The sequence below is a fragment of the Serratia sp. CY47444 genome, assembly GCF_052168635.1.
GTDB lineage: Bacteria > Pseudomonadota > Gammaproteobacteria > Enterobacterales > Enterobacteriaceae > Serratia > Serratia bockelmannii.
Genome location: NZ_JBJNMH010000005.1, coordinates 187,444 through 208,497 on the forward strand (window position 1 = coordinate 187,444; position 21,054 = coordinate 208,497).

The following is a 21,054-nucleotide window of genomic DNA, read 5'->3' on the forward strand; positions in this document are numbered from 1 at the left end:
GGCCAGCGTCTGGCGCCGGAATGCTGAGAACGTATGAAGATCCTGACCGGGCGCGTGCTGCAAAACGGCTTGATGGCGGTGTTTTTACTGGCGCTGCTGTTGGCCGCGATTCGGCTGTGGCCGCATCCGCCCCTGTGGCAGGGGCTGCCGCAGTCTTCCGTTTATTACGACAGGCACGGCGCGTTGCTGCGCATCACGCTGGCCAACGACGATCGCTACCGGCTGTGGACCCCGCTGGAGCAGGTGTCGCCGTTGGCGGTGCGTGGGCTGCTGCTGCACGAAGATCGCTGGTTCTACTACAACCCCGGCTTTAACCCCGTCAGCCTGATGCGCGGCTTCTGGCGCAGCTATGTCGCCGGCGGCAAAATGCAGGGCGGATCGACCATCAGCATGCAGCTGGCGCGGATGCGCTGGCATCTCAATACCCGCACGCCGGGCGGCAAGCTGTTGCAGGTGCTGCGCGCGGTGCAGCTGGAACTGAGCTACTCCAAGCGCGATATCCTGGAAGCCTATTTGAATTACGCGCCTTACGGTCGCAACATTGAAAGCATCGGCGCCGCCAGCCTGATCTACTTCGCCAAGTCGCCGAAGGCGTTGACCCTGCCGGAGGCGCTGACGCTGGCGGTGCTGCCGCAGTCGCCCAGCTACCGTCTGGAGCCAAAAACCGGCGTGCTCGGTGCCGCATTGACGCAGGCGCGCAACCGTCTGTTCCAGCGCTGGCAGCAGGTTTACCCGACCGACGCCAGCCAGCAAACGCTGTTCCGCCTGCCGCTGGCGCTGCGGCAGCCTGAGCAAGTACCCTATATTGCGCCGCACTTTATCGAACAGCTACGCCTGCAGACGCAGCAACTGGTGCAGCGCGACACTCGCGTCGACACTACGCTGGACGTCGGGTTGCAGCGGCTGGTCGAGCGGCAGGTTAACGCCTTTATCGCCCGCAACCGCAGCCGCGGCATTCAAAACGCCGCGGTGCTGCTGGTGGACAGCCGCGATATGGGGGTGCGCGCGCTGGTAGGATCGGCGGACTATTACAATCGGCCGATCCAGGGGCAGGTGAACGGCACCAACGCCAAACGTTCGCCGGGATCGACGCTGAAGCCGTTCATCTACGCGCTGGGCATGGAGCAAGGCGTGTTGCATCCGATGACTATCCTGAAAGACGTGCCTTCGTCGTTCGGCGCCTATGCGCCGGAAAACTTCGACCGGCGCTTTCTCGGCCCGGTGACCGCCACCGACGCGCTGAACTTCAGCCGTAACATCCCGGCGGTATATGTCGCCTCGCAGCTGCGCCAGCCGACTTTTTATCAGTTCTTACGCCTGAGCGGCGTCGCCAATATGGCCAATGAGAGCCACTACGGGCTGTCGCTGGTATTGGGCGGCGGTGAGGTGACGGCGCAGGAATTGGCGAAGCTGTATGCGCTGCTGGCGAACCGCGGCGAGCTGCGGCCGCTTCGCATGCGATTGAACGAGGCCGAATCGACGCCGGTGCGGCTGCTGAGTGAGGAGGCCAGTTTCATCACGCTGGATATGCTGCGCCAGCACCGGCGGCCGGGCGATACGCTGGCACAGCGTTCTTCTTCGCTGCCGGTGTATTGGAAGACCGGGACTTCATGGGGCTTTCGCGACGCCTGGAGCGTCGGAATCTTCGGCCCTTACGTGCTGGTGGTGTGGGAAGGCAACTTCGACGGGCGCGGCAACAATGCGTTGGTCGGCGCCGAGGCGGCCGCGCCGCTGTTTTTCAATATCATCGACAGCGTCAACGCCAGCTACCCTGGCCTGCGGGAACCGAAACATCCGTTCCCCCAACGGCTGCGGCGGGTGGAGATTTGTCTCGCCAGCGGCGATCTGCCGACGCCGTGGTGCCAGCAAAAGGGCAAGACCTGGTTCATTCCCGGCAAGTCGCCGATCAAGGTGGACAGCGTCTATCGGCCTGTGGTGCTGGATATTCACAGCGGCGAGGTCGTTTGCCCGCCGTATGACGCGGCGCAGACTCGTACCGAAATCTTTGAATTCTGGCCTTCCGATTTGGCCAACGTGTTCGCCCAGGCCGGGCTGCCGAAACGGACGCCGCCGGTTAACCGCTGCAAGGATAACGGCATCGCCGTCGGCGGCAACGCACCGCGCATCACTTCGCCGCTGAAAAATACCACCTATACCCTGCGCCAGTCGCAGCAGGGGCGGGACAAAATCGCCTTCAATGCGGTGACGGATGCCGACAGCAAGACGGTGTACTGGTTTGTCGACGATATCTATCTCGGTAGCAGCGCCAGCAAAAAGCCGATCGACTGGCGGCCGATCAACAACGGGCGTTATCGCATTCGGGCGGTGGACGATCGCGGCCGCGCCGATACGCGCCTGGTGACCATCGAATGGGTAAACTAGCGCTGAGCCGCACGCCTGTTATACTCGCGCCCGAAACGGCTATTGACCTGGGAAAGCGATGTGATTGAGATTTTGTATCAGGATGAACACCTGGTGGCGGTGAACAAACCGTCGGGCTGGTTGGTACACCGCAGTTGGCTGGATCGTCATGAAACACGTTTTATGATGCAAACGGTGCGCGATCAGCTCGGGCAGCACGTCTTTACCGTGCACCGTCTCGATCGCCCGACCTCCGGCGTGCTGCTGATGGCGCTTTCCAGCGAGGTGGCGCGCCTGCTGTCGCAGCAGTTCGAGCAGCATCAGGTGCAGAAAACCTACCATGCGGTGGTGCGCGGTTACGTGCAGGAGGGGGCGACCCTCGACTACCCGCTGACGGCGGAGCTGGACAAAATCGCCGATAAACATGCCGATGCCGACAAGGGGCCGCAGCCGGCCGTCACGCACTACCGGCCGTTGGCGCAGGTAGAGATGCCGGTGGCCGTCGGCCGCTACGACAGCGCGCGTTACAGTCTGGTGGAACTGCAGCCGGAAACCGGCCGCAAGCACCAATTGCGGCGCCACATGGCGCATCTTCGCCATCCGATCATCGGTGACAGCAAGCACGGCGATCTGCGGCAGAACCGTGGGATGGCGCAGCATTTCGGCTGCCCGCGCCTGATGCTGCACGCCAGCCATCTGCAGCTGACGCACCCGGTGAGCGGCGAGCCGCTACAGGTGACGGCGCGCTGGGACGAAGACTGGCAAGGGGTGATGGCGCAGTTCGGCTGGGCGGGGGTATTCCCTGAACTTGCCGGGGTTGAGTTTAGCGCGGCTAACGGTCAGGATAGCTGACAATTTTTAAAGGTAATGAAGGGAGTAGGAGCCATGGCTCAGGTTGGTATCTTCGTGGGAACGGTCTACGGCAATTCGCTGCTGGTGGCGGAAGAGGCGCAAAACATCCTCAGCGAGCAGGGCCATGAGGTCAAACTGTTCGAAGAGGGCACGCTGGAGGCCTGGCAGTTTTATCGTCAGCACTACGCGCTGGTGATCACCTCCACTACCGGGCAGGGCGATCTGCCGGACAGCATCGCGCCGCTGTTCCACGCCATTCGCGATCAGGTTGGCTATCAGCCGGAGCTGCGCTATGGGCTGATCGCCCTCGGCGACAGCAGCTATGACCACTTCTGCGGCGCCGGGCGCACGTTCGATGCGCTGCTGCAGGAACAGGGCGCCACCCGCGTTGGCGAAGTGCTGGAAATCGATGCGATGGAACAGCCGGAGCCGGAAGTGGCCGCCTGCCCGTGGGTCGAGCAGTGGGGCACGCTGCTGCAGTCATAACGTAAAAAGGCGCCGTAACAGGGCGCCTTAACGATGATGCGGATCAGCCGATCCGCATTATTTGCCGCGGGTGAGTTTTTCCAGATCGGCTTCGATCTCGGCAATCTTGTGCGACACCACGCCCTCGAGATGGCGCAGGTCGTCGAGGATTTTACGCTTCAGATCCACTTCCACCTGATCGCGCTGGCACAGCTGATCCAGTTCGTCGATCACGTAACGCAGGTTCGGGTTGATCTCGTGAATTTCCTTGTAGCCCTGGCCGGCGTTGTCCGCCACCACGGTTTTACGCTGGCGCGGATACTTGAACTTCACGCTCTTGGCGAAGAACTCGCCCTTGTCCTTGCGGAAATAGATCTTGAGGATGTCGTTGTTGGCCTCTTGACGCAGGCTATAGCGATCGACGTCTTCCGGTTGATTGATGCCCAAACTCTTCAAGTTATCGTACATACTGCGCCCTCTTTAGATGTGATCGTTATATTCCACGACTGCGATTATGGCGGAAAGCGAGATCTGCGACTGTGACTGCCAGCGAAACGCAGACAAAAAAATAGCGGGTGAATCACCCGCTATTTCAATTTAGTCTATAGTACGCAATAACTCATTAATGCCGACTTTACCGCGCGTTTTGGCGTCGACTTTCTTGACGATCACCGCGCAGTACAGGCTGTAAGAACCGTCTTTCGACGGCAGGTTACCGGAAACCACCACCGAACCCGCCGGCACGCGGCCGTAATGGATTTCGCCGGTCTCGCGGTCATAGATGCGGGTGCTCTGGCCGAGGTAGACGCCCATCGAAATCACCGAGCCTTCTTCCACGATCACGCCTTCCACCACTTCGGAGCGCGCGCCGATGAAGCAGTTGTCTTCGATGATGGTCGGGTTGGCCTGCAGCGGCTCCAGCACGCCGCCGATGCCGACGCCGCCGGACAGGTGAACGTTCTTGCCGATCTGCGCGCAAGAACCGACGGTGGCCCAGGTGTCGACCATGGTGCCTTCGTCGACGTAGGCGCCGATGTTAACGTAAGACGGCATCAGCACGGTGTTGCGAGCGATGAACGCGCCCTGGCGCACGGTAGCCGGCGGCACGACGCGGAAACCTTCCTTCTGGAAGCGCGCTTCGTCGTAGTCGGCGAATTTCATCGGCACCTTGTCGTAGTAGCGGGTTTCCGCGCCGTCCATTACCTTATTGTCGTTGATGCGGAAAGAGAGCAGCACGGCTTTCTTCAGCCACTGATGGGTGACCCATTGACCGTCGATCTTCTCGGCAACGCGCAGGGCGCCGCTGTCCAACAGGCCGATCACTTGGTTTACCGCTTCGCGCGTTACGGTGTCTACGTTCACCGGGGTGATGTCCGCACGGCGTTCGAAGGCGCTTTCAATAACGTTCTGTAATTGCTGCATGCTGTTCTCTTTCCTGATGTTGTCGGTAAAAAGTTACTTGTATCACATTTTATCGTTCGGGGTGAGGGCCTCTGTCAACCGTTGCTCCAACTTTCTGCGCGTTTCTTGGTCGAGCGCGCGCCGCTCGCCGTCAGCCAGGATAAACAAATCCTCGACCCGCTCGCCGATGGTGGAAATGCGCGCGCCGTGCAGCGACAGCCCCAGGTCGGCGAACACTTCGCCCACCCGCGCCAGCAGGCCGGGTTGGTCGAGCGCCGTCAGCTCCAGGTAGCTGCGGCGATCGGTGTGGGTCGGCAGGAAGGTGACCTCGGTCGGCACGCTGAAGTGGCGCAGCTTGGAAGAGGGGCGGCGCACACGCGGCGGCTGATACTCTCGTTGGGTGATGGCCTGTAGCAGCGCCTGACGGATCGCCGCGTGGCGATCCTGCGCCAGCGGGCTGCCGTCCGGTTCCAGCACGATAAAGGTGTCCATCGCCATACCGTCGCGGTTAGTGAAGATCTGTGCGTCGTGCACGCTCAGGTTGCGGCGATCCATCTCCCCGGCGACGGCGGCGAACAGATAAGGACGATCCGGGCTCCAGATGAAGATCTCGGTGCCGCCGCGCGTCGCCTGGCGGCTGACCAGCACCAGCGGCTGGGTGGAATCGTGGGCAAGCAGATGGCGGGCGTGCCAGGCCAGCTGATTCGGCGAGTGGCGCAGGAAATAGTCGGCGCGGCAGCGGCTCCAGATGCGGTGCAGCGCCTCTTCGTCGATGTTGTCCATGCGCAGCAGCGCCAGCGCCTGCAGCCGATGGTGGCGCACGCGTTCGCGCAGATCCGGGCTGTTTTGCATGCCGCGGCGCAGCTGTTTCTCGGTGGCGAAATACAGCTCGCGCAACAGGCTCTGCTTCCAGCTGTTCCACAGGGTTTCGTTGGTGGCGCAGATATCCGCCACCGTCAGGCATACCAGGTAGCGCAGGCGAGTTTCGCTCTGCACTTCGCTGCTGAACTGCTGGATCACCGTCGGATCCTGGATATCGCGGCGCTGCGCGGTGACCGACATCAGCAGGTGGCAGCGCACCAGCCAAGCCACCAGTTGGGTTTCTCGCGAGTTGAGACCGTGCAGCTCGGCGAACTCGACCACGTCCTCCGCGCCGAGGATCGAGTGATCGCCGCCGCGCCCTTTGGCGATATCGTGGAACAAGGCCGCCAGCAGCAGCAGTTCCGGGTGCGGCAGGCGCGGATACAGCTCCACGCACAGCGGATGGCGCGGCCGGGTTTGCGCATCGGCGAAGCTCTCCAGCTTCTGCAGCACCCGGATAGTGTGCTCGTCGACGGTATAGGCGTGGAACAGATCGAACTGCATCTGCCCGACGATCTTGCCCCACTGCGGCATATAAGCCCACAGCACGCTGTGACGGTGCATCGGCACCAGCGCGCGCGACACCGCGCCGGGGTGGCGCAGGATGGCCATAAACAGATCGCGCGCTTCCGGGATGGTGCACAGCGGCTGTTTCAGGTGACGGCGCGCGTGGCGCAGCTGGCGCACGGTGGTGGAGTAAATGCCTTTGATCTCGCGGTTGCGCACCATCAGGTAGAACATGCGCATGATGGCTTGCGGCTCGCGGATGAACAGCGTTTCGTCACGCAGATCGATCAGATCGCCGCGCAGCTGGAAATCGTCGTTCAGCGGACGCGGTTTCTCGGTGGCGTCCAGCGCCAGGATGGCCTCGTCGAACAGCTGCAGCAGCATGTGGTTCAGCTCGCTGACGCGCCGCGTCATGCGGTAGAAGTCTTTCATCATGCGTTCGACCGGCTCGTTGCCTTCACCTTCATAGCGCAGCAGCTGCGCCACGTTGAGCTGACGATCGAACAGCAGACGGTTGTCGTAACGCGGCAGCACCAGATGCAGCGCAAAGCGGATGCGCCACAGGAAGCTCTGACATTCGTTCAGTTCGTTGCGCTCGGCCTGGGTGAGGAAACCGAAGCCGACCATTTCGTCCAGCGAGGTGGCGCCGAAGTGGCGGCGCGCCACCCACAGCAGCGTGTGGATATCGCGCAGGCCGCCGGGGCTGCTTTTGATATCCGGTTCCAGGTTATAGCTGGTGCCATGGTAGCGCTGGTGGCGTTCCTGCTGCTCGTTGATCTTGGCGTGGAAAAACTGCGGCGAAGGCCAAAAGCCGTCGCTGAAGATGTGTTTTTGCATCTGCAGGAACAGCGCGACGTCGCCGCAGATCATGCGCGATTCGATCAGGTTGGTGGCCACGGTCAGATCCGCCAGGCCTTCCAGCAGGCACTCTTCCAGGGTGCGCACGCTGTGGCCCACCTCCAGCTTGAGATCCCACAGCAGGGTGATGAATTCGCCGACCCGCTGCGACTGCTGTTCCGTCAGCCGGCGCTGGCTGAGCACCAATACGTCGATGTCCGACAGCGGATGCAGCTCGCCGCGGCCGTAGCCGCCGACCGCCACCAGTGCGGTTTCCGGGATATCTTCGAAGCCGTAGAAGGTCCACAGCCGGCGCAGCAGGCGATCGATGAAGTCGCTGCGCGCCGCCACCAGGCTTTCGGCGCTGGAGCCGGCGTCGAACGCCGCCGCCAACCACAGCTGAAACTGCTCCAGCCGCTGTTTCAGTTCCGGACAGGTGAGCTCGTCGTCGCCGTAAGCGCTGGGAGAGACGGGCGGCATCGGCACGGCCGGGGCCGCCTGTTGAAGAAGATTGTCAGACATAGTGCGCAGCCCATAAAAAAGGCCGGCATAAGCCGGCCTGGTGATATTCTGCACGCGGCGTTCGCCGCGGTGCTTACATCTCGTGCGTAATGATGTTGGGGATGGTGTCATCCTTGCGCAACGTCATTATCTCGCAGCCGTTATCAGTGACCACAATAGTATGCTCATACTGCGCCGACAAGCTGCGATCTTTGGTTTTTACCGTCCAGCCGTCTTTCATGGTGCGGATGCGGTAGTCGCCGGCGTTGACCATCGGTTCGATGGTGAACGCCATGCCTGCCTGCAGCACCACGCCGCCGTCGTCCGCGTCATAGTGCAGCACCTGCGGTTCTTCGTGGAACACTTCGCCGATGCCGTGGCCGCAGTACTCGCGCACCACGGAGAACTTCTCGGCTTCGACGAATTGCTGAATAGCCTTGCCCAGGGTGCGCAGACGGATGCCCGGTTTGACCATCTTCAGCGCCAGATACAGGCTTTCCTGAGTGACGCGGCACAGGCGCTCGCCCAGAATGGTCGGTTTGCCGACGATGAACATCTTAGAGGTGTCGCCATGGAAACCGTCTTTAATCACGGTCACGTCGATATTGACGATGTCGCCGTCTTTCAGCGTTTTGTCGTCGCTCGGGATGCCGTGGCACACCACTTCGTTCACCGATATACACACGGATTTCGGGAAGCCGTGATAGCCGAGGCAGGCGGAAATGGCCTGCTGCTCGTTGGTGATGTACTCGTGACAGATACGGTCCAGCTCGCCGGTGGTCACGCCAGGTTTGACGTGCGGCTCGATGATCTCCAGCACTTCGGCGGCCAGGCGGCCGGCCACGCGCATTTTTTGGATGTCATCAGGTGTTTTAATTGAGATTGCCATGAAATTTGTCCGCAGGTGTCGTTATCGTCGACAATAAGAAGCAGTGACTTATGGTATCAGCCCGGCCGGAGGCTGCCAAATTTCATTTCCCGACGCCCGGCGAAAAGCAACAAAAGTTGGTGTCGGCAGCGGGTTTATGGTATAAAGCGCGCCGGCGATCCGCGACTTGGTTCTTGTGACCTGGCAGGAATTGGCCGAAAATACTTTAACTGCACTCATTTTGTGTAAATAACACACACGTATCGGCACATCCGCCGGGGTGCCCTGAGGTGACTTGTCGCCGCCAGGGTCGGCGTTATGGGATACGTGGAGGCATAACCCCAATTAATCTATAGAGGTTTAATCATGGCAACTGTTTCCATGCGCGACATGCTCAAGGCTGGTGTTCACTTTGGTCACCAGACCCGTTACTGGAACCCGAAAATGAAGCCTTTCATCTTCGGCGCTCGTAACAAGGTTCACATCATCAACCTGGAGCAGACCGTACCAATGTTCAACGCCGCTCTGGCTGAACTGAGCAAGATCTCTTCCCGTAAAGGCAAGATCCTGTTCGTTGGTACCAAACGCGCAGCAAGCGAAGCGGTAAAAGACGCTGCGAACAGCTGTGACCAGTTCTTCGTGAACCACCGCTGGTTGGGTGGCATGCTGACTAACTGGAAAACCGTTCGTCAGTCCATCAAACGTTTGAAAGATCTGGAAATCCAGTCTCAAGACGGCACCCTGGACAAGCTGACCAAGAAAGAAGCGCTGATGCGCACTCGTGAACTGGCCAAGCTGGAAAACTCCCTGGGCGGTATCAAGGATATGGGCGGTCTGCCAGACGCACTGTTCGTTATCGATGCCGATCACGAGCACATCGCGATCAAAGAAGCCAACAACCTGGGTATCCCGGTATTCTCTATCGTTGATACCAACTCCAACCCAGACGGCGTTGACTTCATCATCCCTGGTAACGACGACGCAATCCGTGCAGTAAACCTGTACCTGACTGCTGTTGCTGCCGCTGTGCGTGAAGGTCGTTCTCAAGATCTGGCCGTTCAGGCGGAAGAAGGCTTCGTAGAAGCTGAATAATAAGGCAAGCTCGTCACTGAGCCCTTATTAACCAGGTATTGACATATGTTGGTTAGGGGGGCCTGTAAAGGCCCCCTTTGCTTATCTGAATGAGAACTGTCTCCACGCGAGATAACCGAGGAAAAATAAATGGCTGATATTACCGCTGCCCTGGTAAAAGAACTGCGCGAGCGTACCGGCGCTGGCATGATGGATTGCAAGAAGGCGCTGGTTGAATCCAACGGCGACATCGAACTGGCAATCGAAAACATGCGTAAGTCCGGTGCGATCAAAGCCGCTAAAAAAGCAGGCAACGTAGCTGCTGACGGCGTGATCAAAACCAAGATCGAAGGCAACTACGGCATCATTCTGGAAGTTAACTGCCAGACTGACTTCGTCGCGAAAGACGCCGGTTTCCAGGCGTTCGCCGACAAAGTGCTGGATGCCGCTATGGCCGGCAAAATCACTGACGTTGACGTGCTGAAAGCACAGTTCGAAGAAGAGCGCGTAGCGCTGGTGGCAAAAATCGGTGAAAACATCAACATTCGCCGCGTTGCTTCCCTGGAAGGCGACGTGCTGGGCAGCTACCTGCACGGCGCGCGTATCGGCGTTCTGGTTGCGGCTAAAGGCGCTGACGACGAGCTGGTCAAGCAAATCGCAATGCACATTGCGGCGAGCAAGCCAGAGTTCGTGAAGCCAGAAGACGTGTCTGCTGAAGTGGTAGAAAAAGAGTACCAGGTTCAGCTGGACATCGCCATGCAGTCAGGCAAGCCGAAAGAAATCGCAGAGAAAATGGTTGAAGGCCGCATGAAGAAATTCACCGGCGAAGTTTCTCTGACCGGTCAGCCTTTCGTTATGGATCCGAGCAAATCTGTTGCTCAGGTGCTGAAAGAGCACAACGCTGACGTGACCAACTTCATTCGCTTCGAAGTGGGCGAAGGCATCGAGAAAGTCGAAACCGACTTCGCTGCTGAAGTTGCCGCGATGAGCAAACAGTCTTAATGACTGTCGATGGAACCGCCGTCTGGCGGTTCCATACTATCCAGCCAGAATTACACCGGTGGCAGGCCCTGCAGCGTGATACTCACCTCAGGCGCGTTTCATCGGCTGAAATCCCCAATACTAATACTGCTTCTTAGGACAGAACACCATGGCAACCAATGCAAAACCCGTATATCAGCGTATTCTGCTTAAACTGAGTGGCGAAGCCCTGCAAGGTGCAGAAGGTTTTGGTATCGACGCCAGCGTTTTGGATCGCATGGCTCAGGAAGTGAAAGAGCTGGTCGAACTGGGAATTCAGGTCGGTGTAGTTATTGGCGGCGGGAACTTGTTCCGCGGCGCGGGCCTGGCGCAAGCCGGCATGAACCGCGTAGTGGGCGACCACATGGGAATGCTGGCTACCGTGATGAACGGCCTGGCTATGCGTGATGCACTGCACCGTGCCTATGTGAACGCCCGCCTGATGTCGGCGATCCCGCTGAACGGCGTGTGTGATAATTACAGCTGGGCAGAGGCGATCAGCCTGCTGCGCAACAACCGCGTGGTGATCTTCTCCGCCGGTACCGGCAACCCGTTCTTCACCACCGATTCCGCCGCTTGCCTGCGCGGTATCGAGATCGAAGCCGACGTGGTGCTGAAAGCCACCAAAGTGGATGGCGTATACTCCGCCGATCCGGTGAAAAACCCGGATGCGACGCTGTATGAACAATTAACCTATCAGGACGTGCTGGAGCGCGAGCTGAAAGTGATGGATCTGGCGGCGTTTACGCTGGCCCGCGATCACGGTCTGCCGATCCGCGTGTTCAACATGAACAAGCCTGGCGCACTGCGCCGCGTGGTGATGGGTGAGAACGAAGGTACGCTGATCAGCAAATAAGGCTGTTCGCCCCCCTTTTTCGGAGCGCGTGACGCCAGGCGCCGCGCGCTCTTCGAGTACGATTACGGGCTATACTTGAGTATCGCCTGCCAAGTAACCAGCTTCCAAGGGTTTGCAACGTGACTAATGAAATCAGAAAAGATGCTGATTCACGCATGGAAAAAAGCGTAGAAGCATTCAAAAACCAAATCAGCAAGATCCGCACCGGCCGCGCTTCTCCAAGCATTCTGGACGGCATCATGGTGGAATACTACGGCGCCGCTACGCCGCTGCGTCAGCTGGCCAACGTAACCGTAGAAGACTCCCGCACGCTGAAAATCAACGTGTTCGACCGCAGCCTGAGCCAGGCCGTTGAGAAAGCGATCATGAGCTCCGATCTGGGCCTCAACCCGTCTTCCGCCGGTTCTGACATTCGCGTTCCGCTGCCTCCGCTGACCGAAGAGCGTCGTAAGGATCTGATCAAGATCGTGCGCGGCGAAGCCGAGCAGGGCCGCGTAGCGGTGCGTAACGTGCGTCGTGACGCCAACGACAAGGTCAAGGCGCTGCTGAAAGACAAAGAGATCAGCGAAGACGAAGAACGTCGCTCACAAGACGAGATTCAGAAAATGACCGACGCTTACATCAAGCTGGTCGACGCCGCGCTGGCGGAGAAAGAAAAAGAGCTGATGGATTTCTAATCAGCATCGCGCAGAAAGAAAGCGTCGCCTGGGCGGCGCTTTGTTTTTTGTGGCGCAGATCCCGTTTCATCGTACTGAAAGATCATGGACAAGCGGTGTCCAAGGTTCCACACTGGAACACCTCCGATCTCATCAGACAGTTATTCAGAGTGAACTCATGAAGCAACTGACCATTCTTGGCTCGACCGGCTCGGTAGGGACCAGTACCCTGGCCGTGGTCAGGGCGAATCCCGACCGTTTTGCGATCAAAGCGCTGGTGGCCGGCCGTAACGTCGCGCTCATGGCGCAGCAATGCATGGAATTCCGGCCCGCCTTCGCCGCGATGGCGGATGAAAACGCCGCGCGCGAGCTGCGCGCTGTCCTGGCGGAAAACGGTGTCGCTACCGAAGTCTTGGCCGGAGAACAAGCGGCCTGCGAGCTGGCAGCGTTGGATGACGTCGATCAAGTGACGGCGGCCATCGTCGGCGCTGCGGGGCTATTGCCGACGCTGGCGGCGATCCGCGCCGGCAAACAGGTACTGCTGGCCAACAAAGAATCGCTGGTCACCTGCGGCCGTCTGTTTATGGACGCGGTGCGGCAAAGCCAGGCGCAACTGCTGCCGCTCGACAGCGAGCACAACGCAATTTTTCAGAGTTTGCCTGAGAACATTCAGCGTCAGTTGGGATACTCTTCACTGGACAGTCATGGTGTTTCGCGCATCGTGCTTACCGGTTCCGGCGGCCCGTTCCGCACCACGCCGTTGGAACAGTTCGCCGCGATGACGCCGGATCAAGCCTGCGCCCACCCGAACTGGTCGATGGGCCGCAAGATCTCGGTGGATTCCGCCACCATGATGAACAAAGGTCTGGAATACATTGAGGCCCGCTGGCTGTTTAACGCCTCGGCCGAGCAAATGGAAGTGATCCTGCACCCGCAGTCGGTGATTCACTCGATGGTGCGCTATGCCGACGGCAGCGTGCTGGCGCAGTTGGGGACGCCGGATATGCGCACGCCGATCGCCCACGCGATGGCGTATCCGCAGCGCGTGAACTCCGGCGTGGAAGCGCTGGACTTCTGCCGCATCGGTTCGCTGACCTTCGCCGAACCGGAACGCGAACGTTATCCTTGCCTGTACTTGGCGATCGAGGCGTTCGAGGCCGGTCAGGCGGCGACCACCGCGCTGAACGCGGCCAACGAAATCGCCGTGGCGGCATTTTTGCAGCAGCAGATCCGCTTTACCGACATTGCCGCGGTCAACCGCCAGGTGGTGGAACGTCTCGCGCTGCAGGAACCGACCTGCATCGACGCGGTCTTAGACATTGACCGTCAGGCGCGCGCCGCTGCCGAGGAGCGCGTTCGCGCGTTGTGCGGCTGATCACGGCGATTATCCGATTTTGCTCGTAATTCGCGCGTGCCGCAGCGGGGCCGTTTGTTCATGCCCCGCTGAGGTGGTATAGTCTGCGCCACCTGTCAGCGGTTATACCGTTGAATTATGGCCCGATTGGCGCTCTGTGCGCCAATGGCGGCCCGGCTGTGCCGGGTATCGCGAGGGCAGGCTGAAAGCCGTGTCGGGCACACGGCTTTTTTTGCGCGTAAGGGCCTGATGTTCCGGAAAGGCAGTTATATTTCTACTGAGGAAATAAGTACGAGTTATGTCGTCCGCAAACCAACAAGAGGCTAATCCATCTTCCCAGGGGCCGCGCCATGTCGCCATTATCATGGACGGTAACGGACGCTGGGCCAAACGTCAGGGCAAGTTACGTGTCTTCGGTCATAAAGCAGGGGTGAAATCGGTTCGCCGCGCGGTCAGTTTTGCCGCCAGCCACCATTTAGATGCACTCACGCTTTATGCCTTCAGCAGCGAAAACTGGAACCGTCCGGTGCAGGAAGTCTCCGCCCTGATGGAGCTTTTTGTCCGCGCTCTGGATAGTGAAGTAAAAAGCCTGCATAAACATAACGTCAGGCTGCGGGTGATCGGCGATATCAGCCGATTCAGCGCGCGTTTGCAGGAGCGGATCCGCCGCTCTGAAGCACTGACGGAAAATAACGATGGCCTGACGCTCAATATCGCTGCCAACTACGGTGGCCGTTGGGATATCATTCAGGGAGTAAGGGAACTGGCCGAACAGGTACGGGTAGGGGAGTTGCACCCGGATCAGATCAGCGAGGAATTATTGAGCGAGCGGGTTTGCATGAGCGACCTGGCGCCGGTGGATCTGGTTATCCGCACCGGTGGCGAGCATCGCATCAGTAACTTCCTGCTGTGGCAAATCGCCTATGCTGAACTTTACTTTACTGATGTGCTCTGGCCTGATTTCGATGAACTTGTCTTTGAAGGTGCGCTGAATGCATTTGCACAACGTGAGCGCCGCTTCGGGGGAACAACACCTATCGGCGCCGATGCGTCCTAGGGAGAACTTTTGCTGAAGTATCGCCTCATAACTGCTCTGATTTTAATCCCGATCGTTATCGCGGCGCTGTTCCTGTTGCCGCCGCTGGCCTTTGCTCTGGTAACGCTCGTCGTGTGCATGTTAGCAGCCTGGGAGTGGGGCCAATTGGCCGGTTTTACCTCCCGTTCGCAGCGCATCTGGTTGGCGATACTGTGCGGTTTTCTGCTGGCGTTGATGATGCTCAGCGTCCCCGCTTACCATCAATCCGTGCCGCAGATAAGCGGCTCGCTGTGGCTGTCGCTGGCCTGGTGGCTGGCGGCGTTGCTGCTGGTGTTGTTCTATCCCGGTTCGGCCTCTATCTGGCGCAATTCGCGCCCGCTGCGCCTGCTGTTCGGCTTGCTGACCATCGTGCCGTTCTTTTGGGGCATGCTGGCGCTGCGCCAGTTCGGCTACGAGCAAAATCCGTTTACCGGCGCCTGGTGGCTGCTGTACGTGATGCTGCTGGTGTGGGGCGCGGATTCCGGTGCCTACATGTTCGGCAAGCTGTTCGGCAAGCATAAACTGGCACCGAAGGTCTCGCCGGGTAAAACCTGGGAAGGGTTGATCGGCGGGCTGCTGACGTCGGCGGTCATTTCCTGGCTGTTCGGCCGCTACGCGCCACTGAACGTGGTGCCGACCACGCTGTTGGCCTGTTCGGTGCTCGCCGCGCTGGCTTCGGTGCTGGGCGATTTGACCGAAAGCATGTTCAAACGCGAAGCGGGCATCAAGGACAGCGGGCATTTGATTCCCGGTCACGGCGGCATACTGGATCGTATCGACAGCCTGACCGCGGCGGTGCCGGTGTTTGCCTGCCTGATGCTGTTGGTGTTTTAATCCGTCGATGACGGAAAGTGAGGGATGATGGTCAGCGTGCTTTGGAACCTGGTGGCGTTTCTGATTGCGCTCGGTATCTTGATTACCGTGCATGAGTTCGGACACTTTTGGGTTGCCCGTCGTTGCGGCGTGCGCGTTGAACGCTTTTCCATCGGCTTCGGCCGGGCGCTGTGGCGCCGTACCGATCGCCAGGGCACCGAGTACGTCATCGCCTTGATCCCGCTTGGCGGTTACGTGAAGATGCTGGACGAGCGCGTGGAGTCGGTGGCGCCGGAAATGCGCCATCAGGCCTTTAACAACAAAACCGTCTGGCAGCGCGCGGCCATCATCAGCGCCGGCCCCATCGCCAACTTCCTGTTTGCTATCCTTGCCTATTGGCTGGTGTTCATCATCGGCGTGCCGAGTTTCCGCCCGGTGATCGGCGAAATCGCGCCGCAATCCATCGCCGCCAAGGCCGAAATTTCGTCTGGCATGGAACTAAAGTCGGTTGACGGCATCGAAACGCCTGATTGGGAATCAGTTCGTCTGGCGCTGGTGGCGAAGATTGGCGATGCGCAAACCGAAGTCGGCGTCGCGCCGTTCGGCTCTTCGCAGGTGGTGACCAAAACCCTGGATTTGCGCCAGTGGAACTTTGAACCGGACAAGCAGGATCCCGTTGTCGCGCTGGGCATTATGCCGCGCGGCCCGCAGATCGAATCCGTGTTGGCGGAAGTGCAGCCTAACTCGGCGGCGCAAAAGGCGGGTTTACAAGCGGGGGACAGGATCGTTAAAGTCGATGGTCAGCCGTTGGGTCGTTGGCAGACGCTGGTGAAGCGTATCCACGATGGCCCGGGGCAGCCGCTGGCTTTGGAGATTGAAAGAAACGGCGCCCCCTTGTCTTTGACGCTGATACCGGATACAAAGCCGGTGGGAAAAGACAAATCGGTGGGGTTTGCAGGCATCATTCCAAAGGTGCTGCCGCTGCCGGAAGAGTATAAGACGATTCGCCAGTATGGACCGTTCCCGGCGCTGTATCAGGCCGGCGACAAGACCTGGCAGCTGATGCGGCTGACGGTCAACATGCTGGGCAAATTAATAACCGGTGATGTAAAGCTGAACAACCTGAGTGGCCCGATCTCGATTGCACAGGGAGCTGGGGCGTCAGCCGGAGTCGGATTCGTGTATTATCTGATGTTCCTGGCGTTGATTAGCGTCAACCTGGGGATCATCAACCTGTTCCCATTACCGGTGTTAGATGGTGGGCATCTCCTCTTCCTGGCGATAGAAAAGCTGAAGGGTGGGCCGGTTTCCGAGCGAGTACAGGACTACAGCTACCGCATAGGTTCGATCGTGCTGGTGTTGTTGATGGGTCTTGCACTTTTCAATGATTTTTCCCGCCTCTAGGGGCGGGGATAGGTTAGGAAGAACGCATAACAACGATGGCGATGAAAAAGTTGCTCATAGCGTCGCTGCTGTTTGGCAGCGCCACCGTATACGGTGCAGACGGGTTCGTAGTGAAAGACATTCATTTCGAAGGCCTGCAGCGAGTTGCCGTCGGTGCGGCGTTACTCAACATGCCGGTTCGCGTCGGCGATACCGTCACTGACGATGACATCAGTAATACCATTCGTGCCTTGTTTGCCACCGGCAACTTCGAGGACGTGCGCGTACTGCGCGATGGTAATACCTTGATCGTGCAGGTGAAGGAACGTCCTACCATCGCCAGCATCACTTTCTCCGGCAACAAGTCGGTGAAAGATGACATGCTCAAGCAGAACCTGGAAGCCTCCGGCGTCCGGGTGGGCGAGGCGCTCGACCGCACCACGATCTCCAGCATTGAAAAAGGGCTGGAAGACTTCTACTACAGCGTCGGTAAATACAGTGCCTCGGTGAAAGCCGTAGTCACGCCGTTGCCGCGCAACCGTGTCGACCTGAAACTGGTGTTCACGGAAGGGGTCTCCGCCAAGATTCAACAAATCAACATCGTCGGCAACCATGCTTTCACCAACGACGAACTGATCTCACGCTTTCAACTGCGTGACGAAGTGCCGTGGTGGAACCTGGTCGGCGACCGCAAATACCAGAAGCAGAAACTGGCGGGCGATCTCGAAACCCTGCGCAGCTTCTATCTGGATCGCGGCTATGCCCGCTTCAACATCGATTCTACCCAGGTGAGCCTGACGCCGGATAAAAAAGGCATCTACATCACCATCAACATCACCGAAGGCGAGCAGTACAAACTTTCCGATGTTGTCGTGAACGGCAACCTGGCCGGCCACTCGGCGGAAGTCGCTCAGATCACCAAAATTGAGCCAGGCGAGCTGTACAACGGCAGCAAGGTGACCAAAATGGAAGACAACATCAAAACGATGTTGGGCCGTTATGGTTACGCCTACCCGCGCGTCGGCACTCAGCCTGAGATCAACGACGCGGATAAAACCGTCAAGCTGCACGTCAACGTTGACGCGGGCAACCGCTTCTACGTGCGTCGCATCAAGTTCGAAGGTAACGACACCAGCAAGGATTCCGTACTGCGTCGCGAAATGCGCCAGATGGAAGGCGCCTGGCTCGGCAACGAGCAGGTCGAGCAGGGTAAAGAGCGTCTGAACCGTCTGGGCTATTTCGAAACGGTTGACGTGGAAACCCAGCGCGTGCCGGGCACCGCCGATCAGGTCGACGTGACCTATAAGGTGAAAGAACGCAACACCGGTACCTTTAACTTCGGCGTCGGTTACGGCACCGAGAGCGGCGTCAGCTTCCAGGCCGGCGTGCAGCAGGATAACTGGTTGGGTACCGGCTACTCGGTCGGCATCAGCGGCACCAAGAACGACTACCAGACCTATACCGAACTGTCGGTCACCAACCCGTACTTCACCGTTGACGGTGTGAGCCTGGGCGGCCGCATTTTCTACAACGACTTTAAGGCGGATGACGCGGATCTGTCGGACTATACCAACAAGAGTTACGGTATCGACGGCACGCTGGGCTTCCCGATCAACGAAAACAACTCGTTGCGCACCGGCCTGGGCTACGTCCACAACGGTCTGTCGAACATGCAGCCGCAGATCGCCATGTGGCGTTACCTCGACTCGATGGGCGTGGATGCGAACAAGACCGACCGCGCCAGCTACTCGACGGACGACTTTACGCTGAACCTGGGCTGGACCTATAACAACCTGGACCGCGGCTACTTCCCGACCTCGGGTAACCGCACCACGTTGAACGGCAAGGTCACCATTCCGGGCTCGGACAACGAATACTACAAGGTGACGCTGGACAGCGTACAGTACGTGCCGATCAACGACGACCGCACCTGGGTGCTGTTGGGTCGCGGCCGCCTGGGTTACGCGGATGGGCTGGGCGGCAAGGAAATGCCGTTCTATGAGAACTTCTATGCCGGTGGTTCGAGCACCGTGCGCGGCTTCCAGTCCAACACCATTGGTCCGAAGGCGGTGTACTACAATTCCAACTCGTACCAGTGTCAGTTCAACGCCGGCAGCACGACCGATCGTCAGAGCATCTGTAGCTCGGATGACGCGGTAGGCGGTAACGCCATGGCGGTCGCCAGCCTGGAGCTGATCACCCCGACGCCGTTCATCAGCGAGAAATACGCCAACTCGGTGCGGACGTCGCTGTTCATCGATGCCGGTACCGTGTGGGACACCAAGTGGAAGAATACCAACGAAACGCTGATGTACGGCGTGCCGGACTACAGTAAAGCCAGTAATATTCGTTCTTCCGCCGGTATCGCGCTGCAGTGGATGTCGCCACTGGGGCCGTTGGTGTTCTCTTACGCCAACCCGATCAAGAAATACGAAGGCGACAAGTCCGAACAGTTCCAGTTTAACATCGGTAAGACCTGGTAACGGGTCTCGCCTCTGGGCATAACAGTTATTAAGAATCGCAATGGCCAGGCGCCCGCCGGCAGAGGGAGATGATTCTCATTGTTTGGTGGGACAAGTCTGGCAAATTGTGTACTTCAGTGTCATATGACACAAATGGGTGATGGTAAGGAGTTTATAGTGAAAAAGTGGTTGTGTGCCGCAGGCCTCGGTTTAGCAATGGCTGCTTCAGCTGGCGTTCAGGCAGCAGATAAGATCGCTGTCGTTAACGTCTCCAGCATTTTCCAACAGCTGCCGGCCCGCGAAACGGTCGCTAAACAGCTGGAAAACGAGTTTAAAGGCCGTGCAAGCGAACTCCAGAACATGGAACGTAGCCTGCAGACCAAAATGCAGCGTCTGCAGCGTGACGGCGCTACCATGAAAGCCAGCGATCGCAGCAAGTTGGAAAAAGACGTGATGGCGCAGCGCGAGCAGTTCTCTCAGAAAGCGCAGGCTTTCGAGCAGGACAACCGTCGTCGCCAGATGGAAGAGCGTAACAAGATCCTGAGCCGCATTCAGGACGCGGTGAAATCTGTCGCCAGCAAAGGCGGTTATGACGTGGTGATCGACGCCAACGCCGTTGCCTATGCAGACTCTTCCAAAGATATCACTGCTGACGTGCTGAAACAGGTTAAATAACACATGCTTTCAATTCGACTGGCTGATTTAGCGCAGCAGTTGGATGCACAATTGCACGGTGATGGCGATCTCGTCATCACCGGCATTGCTTCTATGCATTCGGCACAGCCTGGCCAAATCACGTTTTTGTCAAACAGCCGCTATCAAGAGCAGCTGTCTTCCTGCCAGGCAAGCGCCGTGGTGCTTACCGAAGCGGATTTACCACACTGCCGTGCTGCGGCGCTGGTGGTTAAGAACCCTTACCTGACCTATGCGCGCATGGCGCAGCTGATGGACACTACGCCGTCGCCGGCCCAGGATATCGCGCCAAGCGCGGTGATCTCACCTGAAGCGCAGCTGGGGCAGAACGTCGCCATTGGGGCGAACGCGGTGATCGAGTCGGGTGCGGTGCTTGGCGATAACGTGGTTATCGGCCCGGGCTGCTTCATCGGCAAACACGCACGCATCGGCGCGGGAACGCGTCTGTGGGCGAACGTCACGATTTATCATGCGGTCGAAATCGGCCAGCGTTGCCTGATCCAGTCGGGCACCGTGATCGGCGCAGACGGTTTCGGCTATGCGAATGAGCGCGGCGAGTGGATCAAAATCCCTCAGTTGGGCACGGTGATTATCGGCGATCGCGTCGAAATCGGCGCTTGCACTACCATTGACCGCGGCGCTTTGGATAACACCCAAATCGGGAATGGTGTTATCATCGACAACCAATGCCAGATTGCACATAACGTCGTGATTGGCGACAATACCGCCGTCGCCGGCGGTGTGATCATGGCCGGCAGCCTGAAAATCGGCCGCTACTGCCAGATTGGCGGTGCCAGCGTGATCAACGGTCACATGGAAATTGCCGACAAGGTGGTTGTCACCGGAATGGGAATGGTTATGCGACCAATCACCGAACCTGGGGTATACTCTTCGGGCATTCCGTTGCAGCCTAACAAGGTTTGGCGTAAAACCGCTGCGTTGGTGATGAATATCGATGAGATCAGCAAACGCTTGAAAGCTGTCGAACGTAAAGTCGGAAAAGACTAATCATTGCCGC

18 protein-coding genes are annotated in these 21,054 nt (G+C 58.8%); 14 read left to right on the forward strand and 4 right to left on the reverse strand.

What is annotated here, in order from left to right:
* Window positions 1–33: 33 nt before the first annotated feature.
* Genes pbpC through ACJ8IL_RS10215 form a run of 3 tightly spaced genes read left to right on the forward strand, consistent with a single transcriptional unit; the run spans window position 34 to window position 3,699 of the window.
* A complete protein-coding gene (pbpC, locus tag ACJ8IL_RS10205; RefSeq protein ID WP_442516526.1) occupies window positions 34–2,382 on the forward strand; it encodes a penicillin-binding protein 1C in 2,349 nt (782 codons plus the stop codon).
* Between the two features lie 60 nt (window positions 2,383–2,442).
* Window positions 2,443–3,213 (forward strand): tRNA pseudouridine(65) synthase TruC, encoded by a 771-nt coding sequence (truC, locus tag ACJ8IL_RS10210; RefSeq protein WP_025304040.1) that lies wholly within the window; start codon window positions 2,443–2,445, stop codon window positions 3,211–3,213.
* A gap of 33 nt (window positions 3,214–3,246) precedes the next feature.
* A complete protein-coding gene (locus ACJ8IL_RS10215; RefSeq protein WP_033644870.1) occupies window positions 3,247–3,699 on the forward strand; it encodes a flavodoxin in 453 nt (150 codons plus the stop codon).
* Window positions 3,700–3,756: 57 nt separating this feature from the next.
* Here the strand turns inward: ACJ8IL_RS10215 and ACJ8IL_RS10220 are convergent, their stop codons facing one another.
* The 4 genes from ACJ8IL_RS10220 to map form a co-directional block, all read right to left on the reverse strand.
* Window positions 3,757–4,146, reverse strand: coding sequence for a DUF3461 family protein (locus ACJ8IL_RS10220; RefSeq protein WP_004931929.1), 390 nt, complete (start codon window positions 4,144–4,146; stop codon window positions 3,757–3,759).
* Window positions 4,147–4,275: 129 nt separating this feature from the next.
* On the reverse strand, window positions 4,276–5,100 hold the full coding sequence (dapD, locus tag ACJ8IL_RS10225) for a 2,3,4,5-tetrahydropyridine-2,6-dicarboxylate N-succinyltransferase (protein ID WP_025304039.1): 825 nt from the start codon (window positions 5,098–5,100) through the stop codon (window positions 4,276–4,278).
* Window positions 5,101–5,142: 42 nt separating this feature from the next.
* Entirely contained in the window at window positions 5,143–7,806 is a 2,664-nt protein-coding gene (glnD, locus tag ACJ8IL_RS10230) for a bifunctional uridylyltransferase/uridylyl-removing protein GlnD (RefSeq protein ID WP_147823294.1), read from the reverse strand.
* A gap of 73 nt (window positions 7,807–7,879) precedes the next feature.
* The gene (map, locus tag ACJ8IL_RS10235; RefSeq protein WP_004931936.1) at window positions 7,880–8,674 is read right to left on the reverse strand and encodes a type I methionyl aminopeptidase; all 795 of its coding nucleotides are present in this window, start codon (window positions 8,672–8,674) and stop codon (window positions 7,880–7,882) included.
* A gap of 345 nt (window positions 8,675–9,019) precedes the next feature.
* Here map and rpsB point away from each other — a divergent pair, with 345 nt between their 5' ends.
* The 11 genes from rpsB (at window position 9,020) to lpxD (ending at window position 21,044) form a co-directional block, all read left to right on the forward strand.
* The gene (rpsB, locus tag ACJ8IL_RS10240; RefSeq protein WP_016929891.1) at window positions 9,020–9,745 is read left to right on the forward strand and encodes a 30S ribosomal protein S2; all 726 of its coding nucleotides are present in this window, start codon (window positions 9,020–9,022) and stop codon (window positions 9,743–9,745) included.
* A gap of 129 nt (window positions 9,746–9,874) precedes the next feature.
* The gene (tsf, locus tag ACJ8IL_RS10245; RefSeq protein ID WP_025304037.1) at window positions 9,875–10,726 is read left to right on the forward strand and encodes a translation elongation factor Ts; all 852 of its coding nucleotides are present in this window, start codon (window positions 9,875–9,877) and stop codon (window positions 10,724–10,726) included.
* A gap of 148 nt (window positions 10,727–10,874) precedes the next feature.
* A complete protein-coding gene (gene pyrH / locus ACJ8IL_RS10250; RefSeq protein WP_004931940.1) occupies window positions 10,875–11,600 on the forward strand; it encodes a UMP kinase in 726 nt (241 codons plus the stop codon).
* Window positions 11,601–11,719: 119 nt separating this feature from the next.
* Window positions 11,720–12,277, forward strand: coding sequence for a ribosome recycling factor (gene frr / locus ACJ8IL_RS10255; protein WP_004931943.1), 558 nt, complete (start codon window positions 11,720–11,722; stop codon window positions 12,275–12,277).
* A 157-nt stretch (window positions 12,278–12,434) separates the two neighbouring features.
* Window positions 12,435–13,631 (forward strand): 1-deoxy-D-xylulose-5-phosphate reductoisomerase, encoded by a 1,197-nt coding sequence (gene ispC / locus ACJ8IL_RS10260; protein WP_060435085.1) that lies wholly within the window; start codon window positions 12,435–12,437, stop codon window positions 13,629–13,631.
* A 277-nt stretch (window positions 13,632–13,908) separates the two neighbouring features.
* Complete coding sequence (ispU, locus tag ACJ8IL_RS10265) at window positions 13,909–14,667, forward strand: (2E,6E)-farnesyl-diphosphate-specific ditrans,polycis-undecaprenyl-diphosphate synthase (protein ID WP_025304035.1); 759 nt, start codon at window positions 13,909–13,911, stop codon at window positions 14,665–14,667.
* A gap of 9 nt (window positions 14,668–14,676) precedes the next feature.
* Entirely contained in the window at window positions 14,677–15,519 is an 843-nt protein-coding gene (gene cdsA / locus ACJ8IL_RS10270; protein WP_043139905.1) for a phosphatidate cytidylyltransferase, read from the forward strand.
* 27 nt (window positions 15,520–15,546) lie between these two features.
* The gene (gene rseP, locus ACJ8IL_RS10275) at window positions 15,547–16,902 is read left to right on the forward strand and encodes a sigma E protease regulator RseP (RefSeq protein ID WP_025304033.1); all 1,356 of its coding nucleotides are present in this window, start codon (window positions 15,547–15,549) and stop codon (window positions 16,900–16,902) included.
* Window positions 16,903–16,937: 35 nt separating this feature from the next.
* Window positions 16,938–19,364, forward strand: coding sequence for an outer membrane protein assembly factor BamA (bamA, locus tag ACJ8IL_RS10280; RefSeq protein ID WP_033639522.1), 2,427 nt, complete (start codon window positions 16,938–16,940; stop codon window positions 19,362–19,364).
* Between the two features lie 156 nt (window positions 19,365–19,520).
* Entirely contained in the window at window positions 19,521–20,018 is a 498-nt protein-coding gene (gene skp, locus ACJ8IL_RS10285) for a molecular chaperone Skp (protein ID WP_025304031.1), read from the forward strand.
* A gap of 3 nt (window positions 20,019–20,021) precedes the next feature.
* On the forward strand, window positions 20,022–21,044 hold the full coding sequence (gene lpxD, locus ACJ8IL_RS10290) for a UDP-3-O-(3-hydroxymyristoyl)glucosamine N-acyltransferase (RefSeq protein WP_025304030.1): 1,023 nt from the start codon (window positions 20,022–20,024) through the stop codon (window positions 21,042–21,044).
* The last annotated feature ends 10 nt before the right edge of the window (window positions 21,045–21,054 follow it).

What these genes read in the sequence shown, in the direction of transcription:
- pbpC (WP_442516526.1), top strand. Translation starts at nt 34, where the DNA reads ATGAAGATCCTGACCGGGCGCGTGCTGCAAAACGGCTTGATGGCGGTG.
- ACJ8IL_RS10215 (WP_033644870.1), top strand. Translation starts at nt 3,247, where the DNA reads ATGGCTCAGGTTGGTATCTTCGTGGGAACGGTCTACGGCAATTCGCTG.
- ACJ8IL_RS10220 (WP_004931929.1), bottom strand. Translation starts at nt 4,146, where the DNA reads ATGTACGATAACTTGAAGAGTTTGGGCATCAATCAACCGGAAGACGTC.
- dapD (WP_025304039.1), bottom strand. Translation starts at nt 5,100, where the DNA reads ATGCAGCAATTACAGAACGTTATTGAAAGCGCCTTCGAACGCCGTGCG.
- glnD (WP_147823294.1), bottom strand. Translation starts at nt 7,806, where the DNA reads ATGTCTGACAATCTTCTTCAACAGGCGGCCCCGGCCGTGCCGATGCCG.
- map (WP_004931936.1), bottom strand. Translation starts at nt 8,674, where the DNA reads ATGGCAATCTCAATTAAAACACCTGATGACATCCAAAAAATGCGCGTG.
- rpsB (WP_016929891.1), top strand. Translation starts at nt 9,020, where the DNA reads ATGGCAACTGTTTCCATGCGCGACATGCTCAAGGCTGGTGTTCACTTT.
- tsf (WP_025304037.1), top strand. Translation starts at nt 9,875, where the DNA reads ATGGCTGATATTACCGCTGCCCTGGTAAAAGAACTGCGCGAGCGTACC.
- pyrH (WP_004931940.1), top strand. Translation starts at nt 10,875, where the DNA reads ATGGCAACCAATGCAAAACCCGTATATCAGCGTATTCTGCTTAAACTG.
- ispC (WP_060435085.1), top strand. Translation starts at nt 12,435, where the DNA reads ATGAAGCAACTGACCATTCTTGGCTCGACCGGCTCGGTAGGGACCAGT.
- ispU (WP_025304035.1), top strand. Translation starts at nt 13,909, where the DNA reads ATGTCGTCCGCAAACCAACAAGAGGCTAATCCATCTTCCCAGGGGCCG.
- rseP (WP_025304033.1), top strand. Translation starts at nt 15,547, where the DNA reads ATGGTCAGCGTGCTTTGGAACCTGGTGGCGTTTCTGATTGCGCTCGGT.
- bamA (WP_033639522.1), top strand. Translation starts at nt 16,938, where the DNA reads ATGGCGATGAAAAAGTTGCTCATAGCGTCGCTGCTGTTTGGCAGCGCC.
- lpxD (WP_025304030.1), top strand. Translation starts at nt 20,022, where the DNA reads ATGCTTTCAATTCGACTGGCTGATTTAGCGCAGCAGTTGGATGCACAA.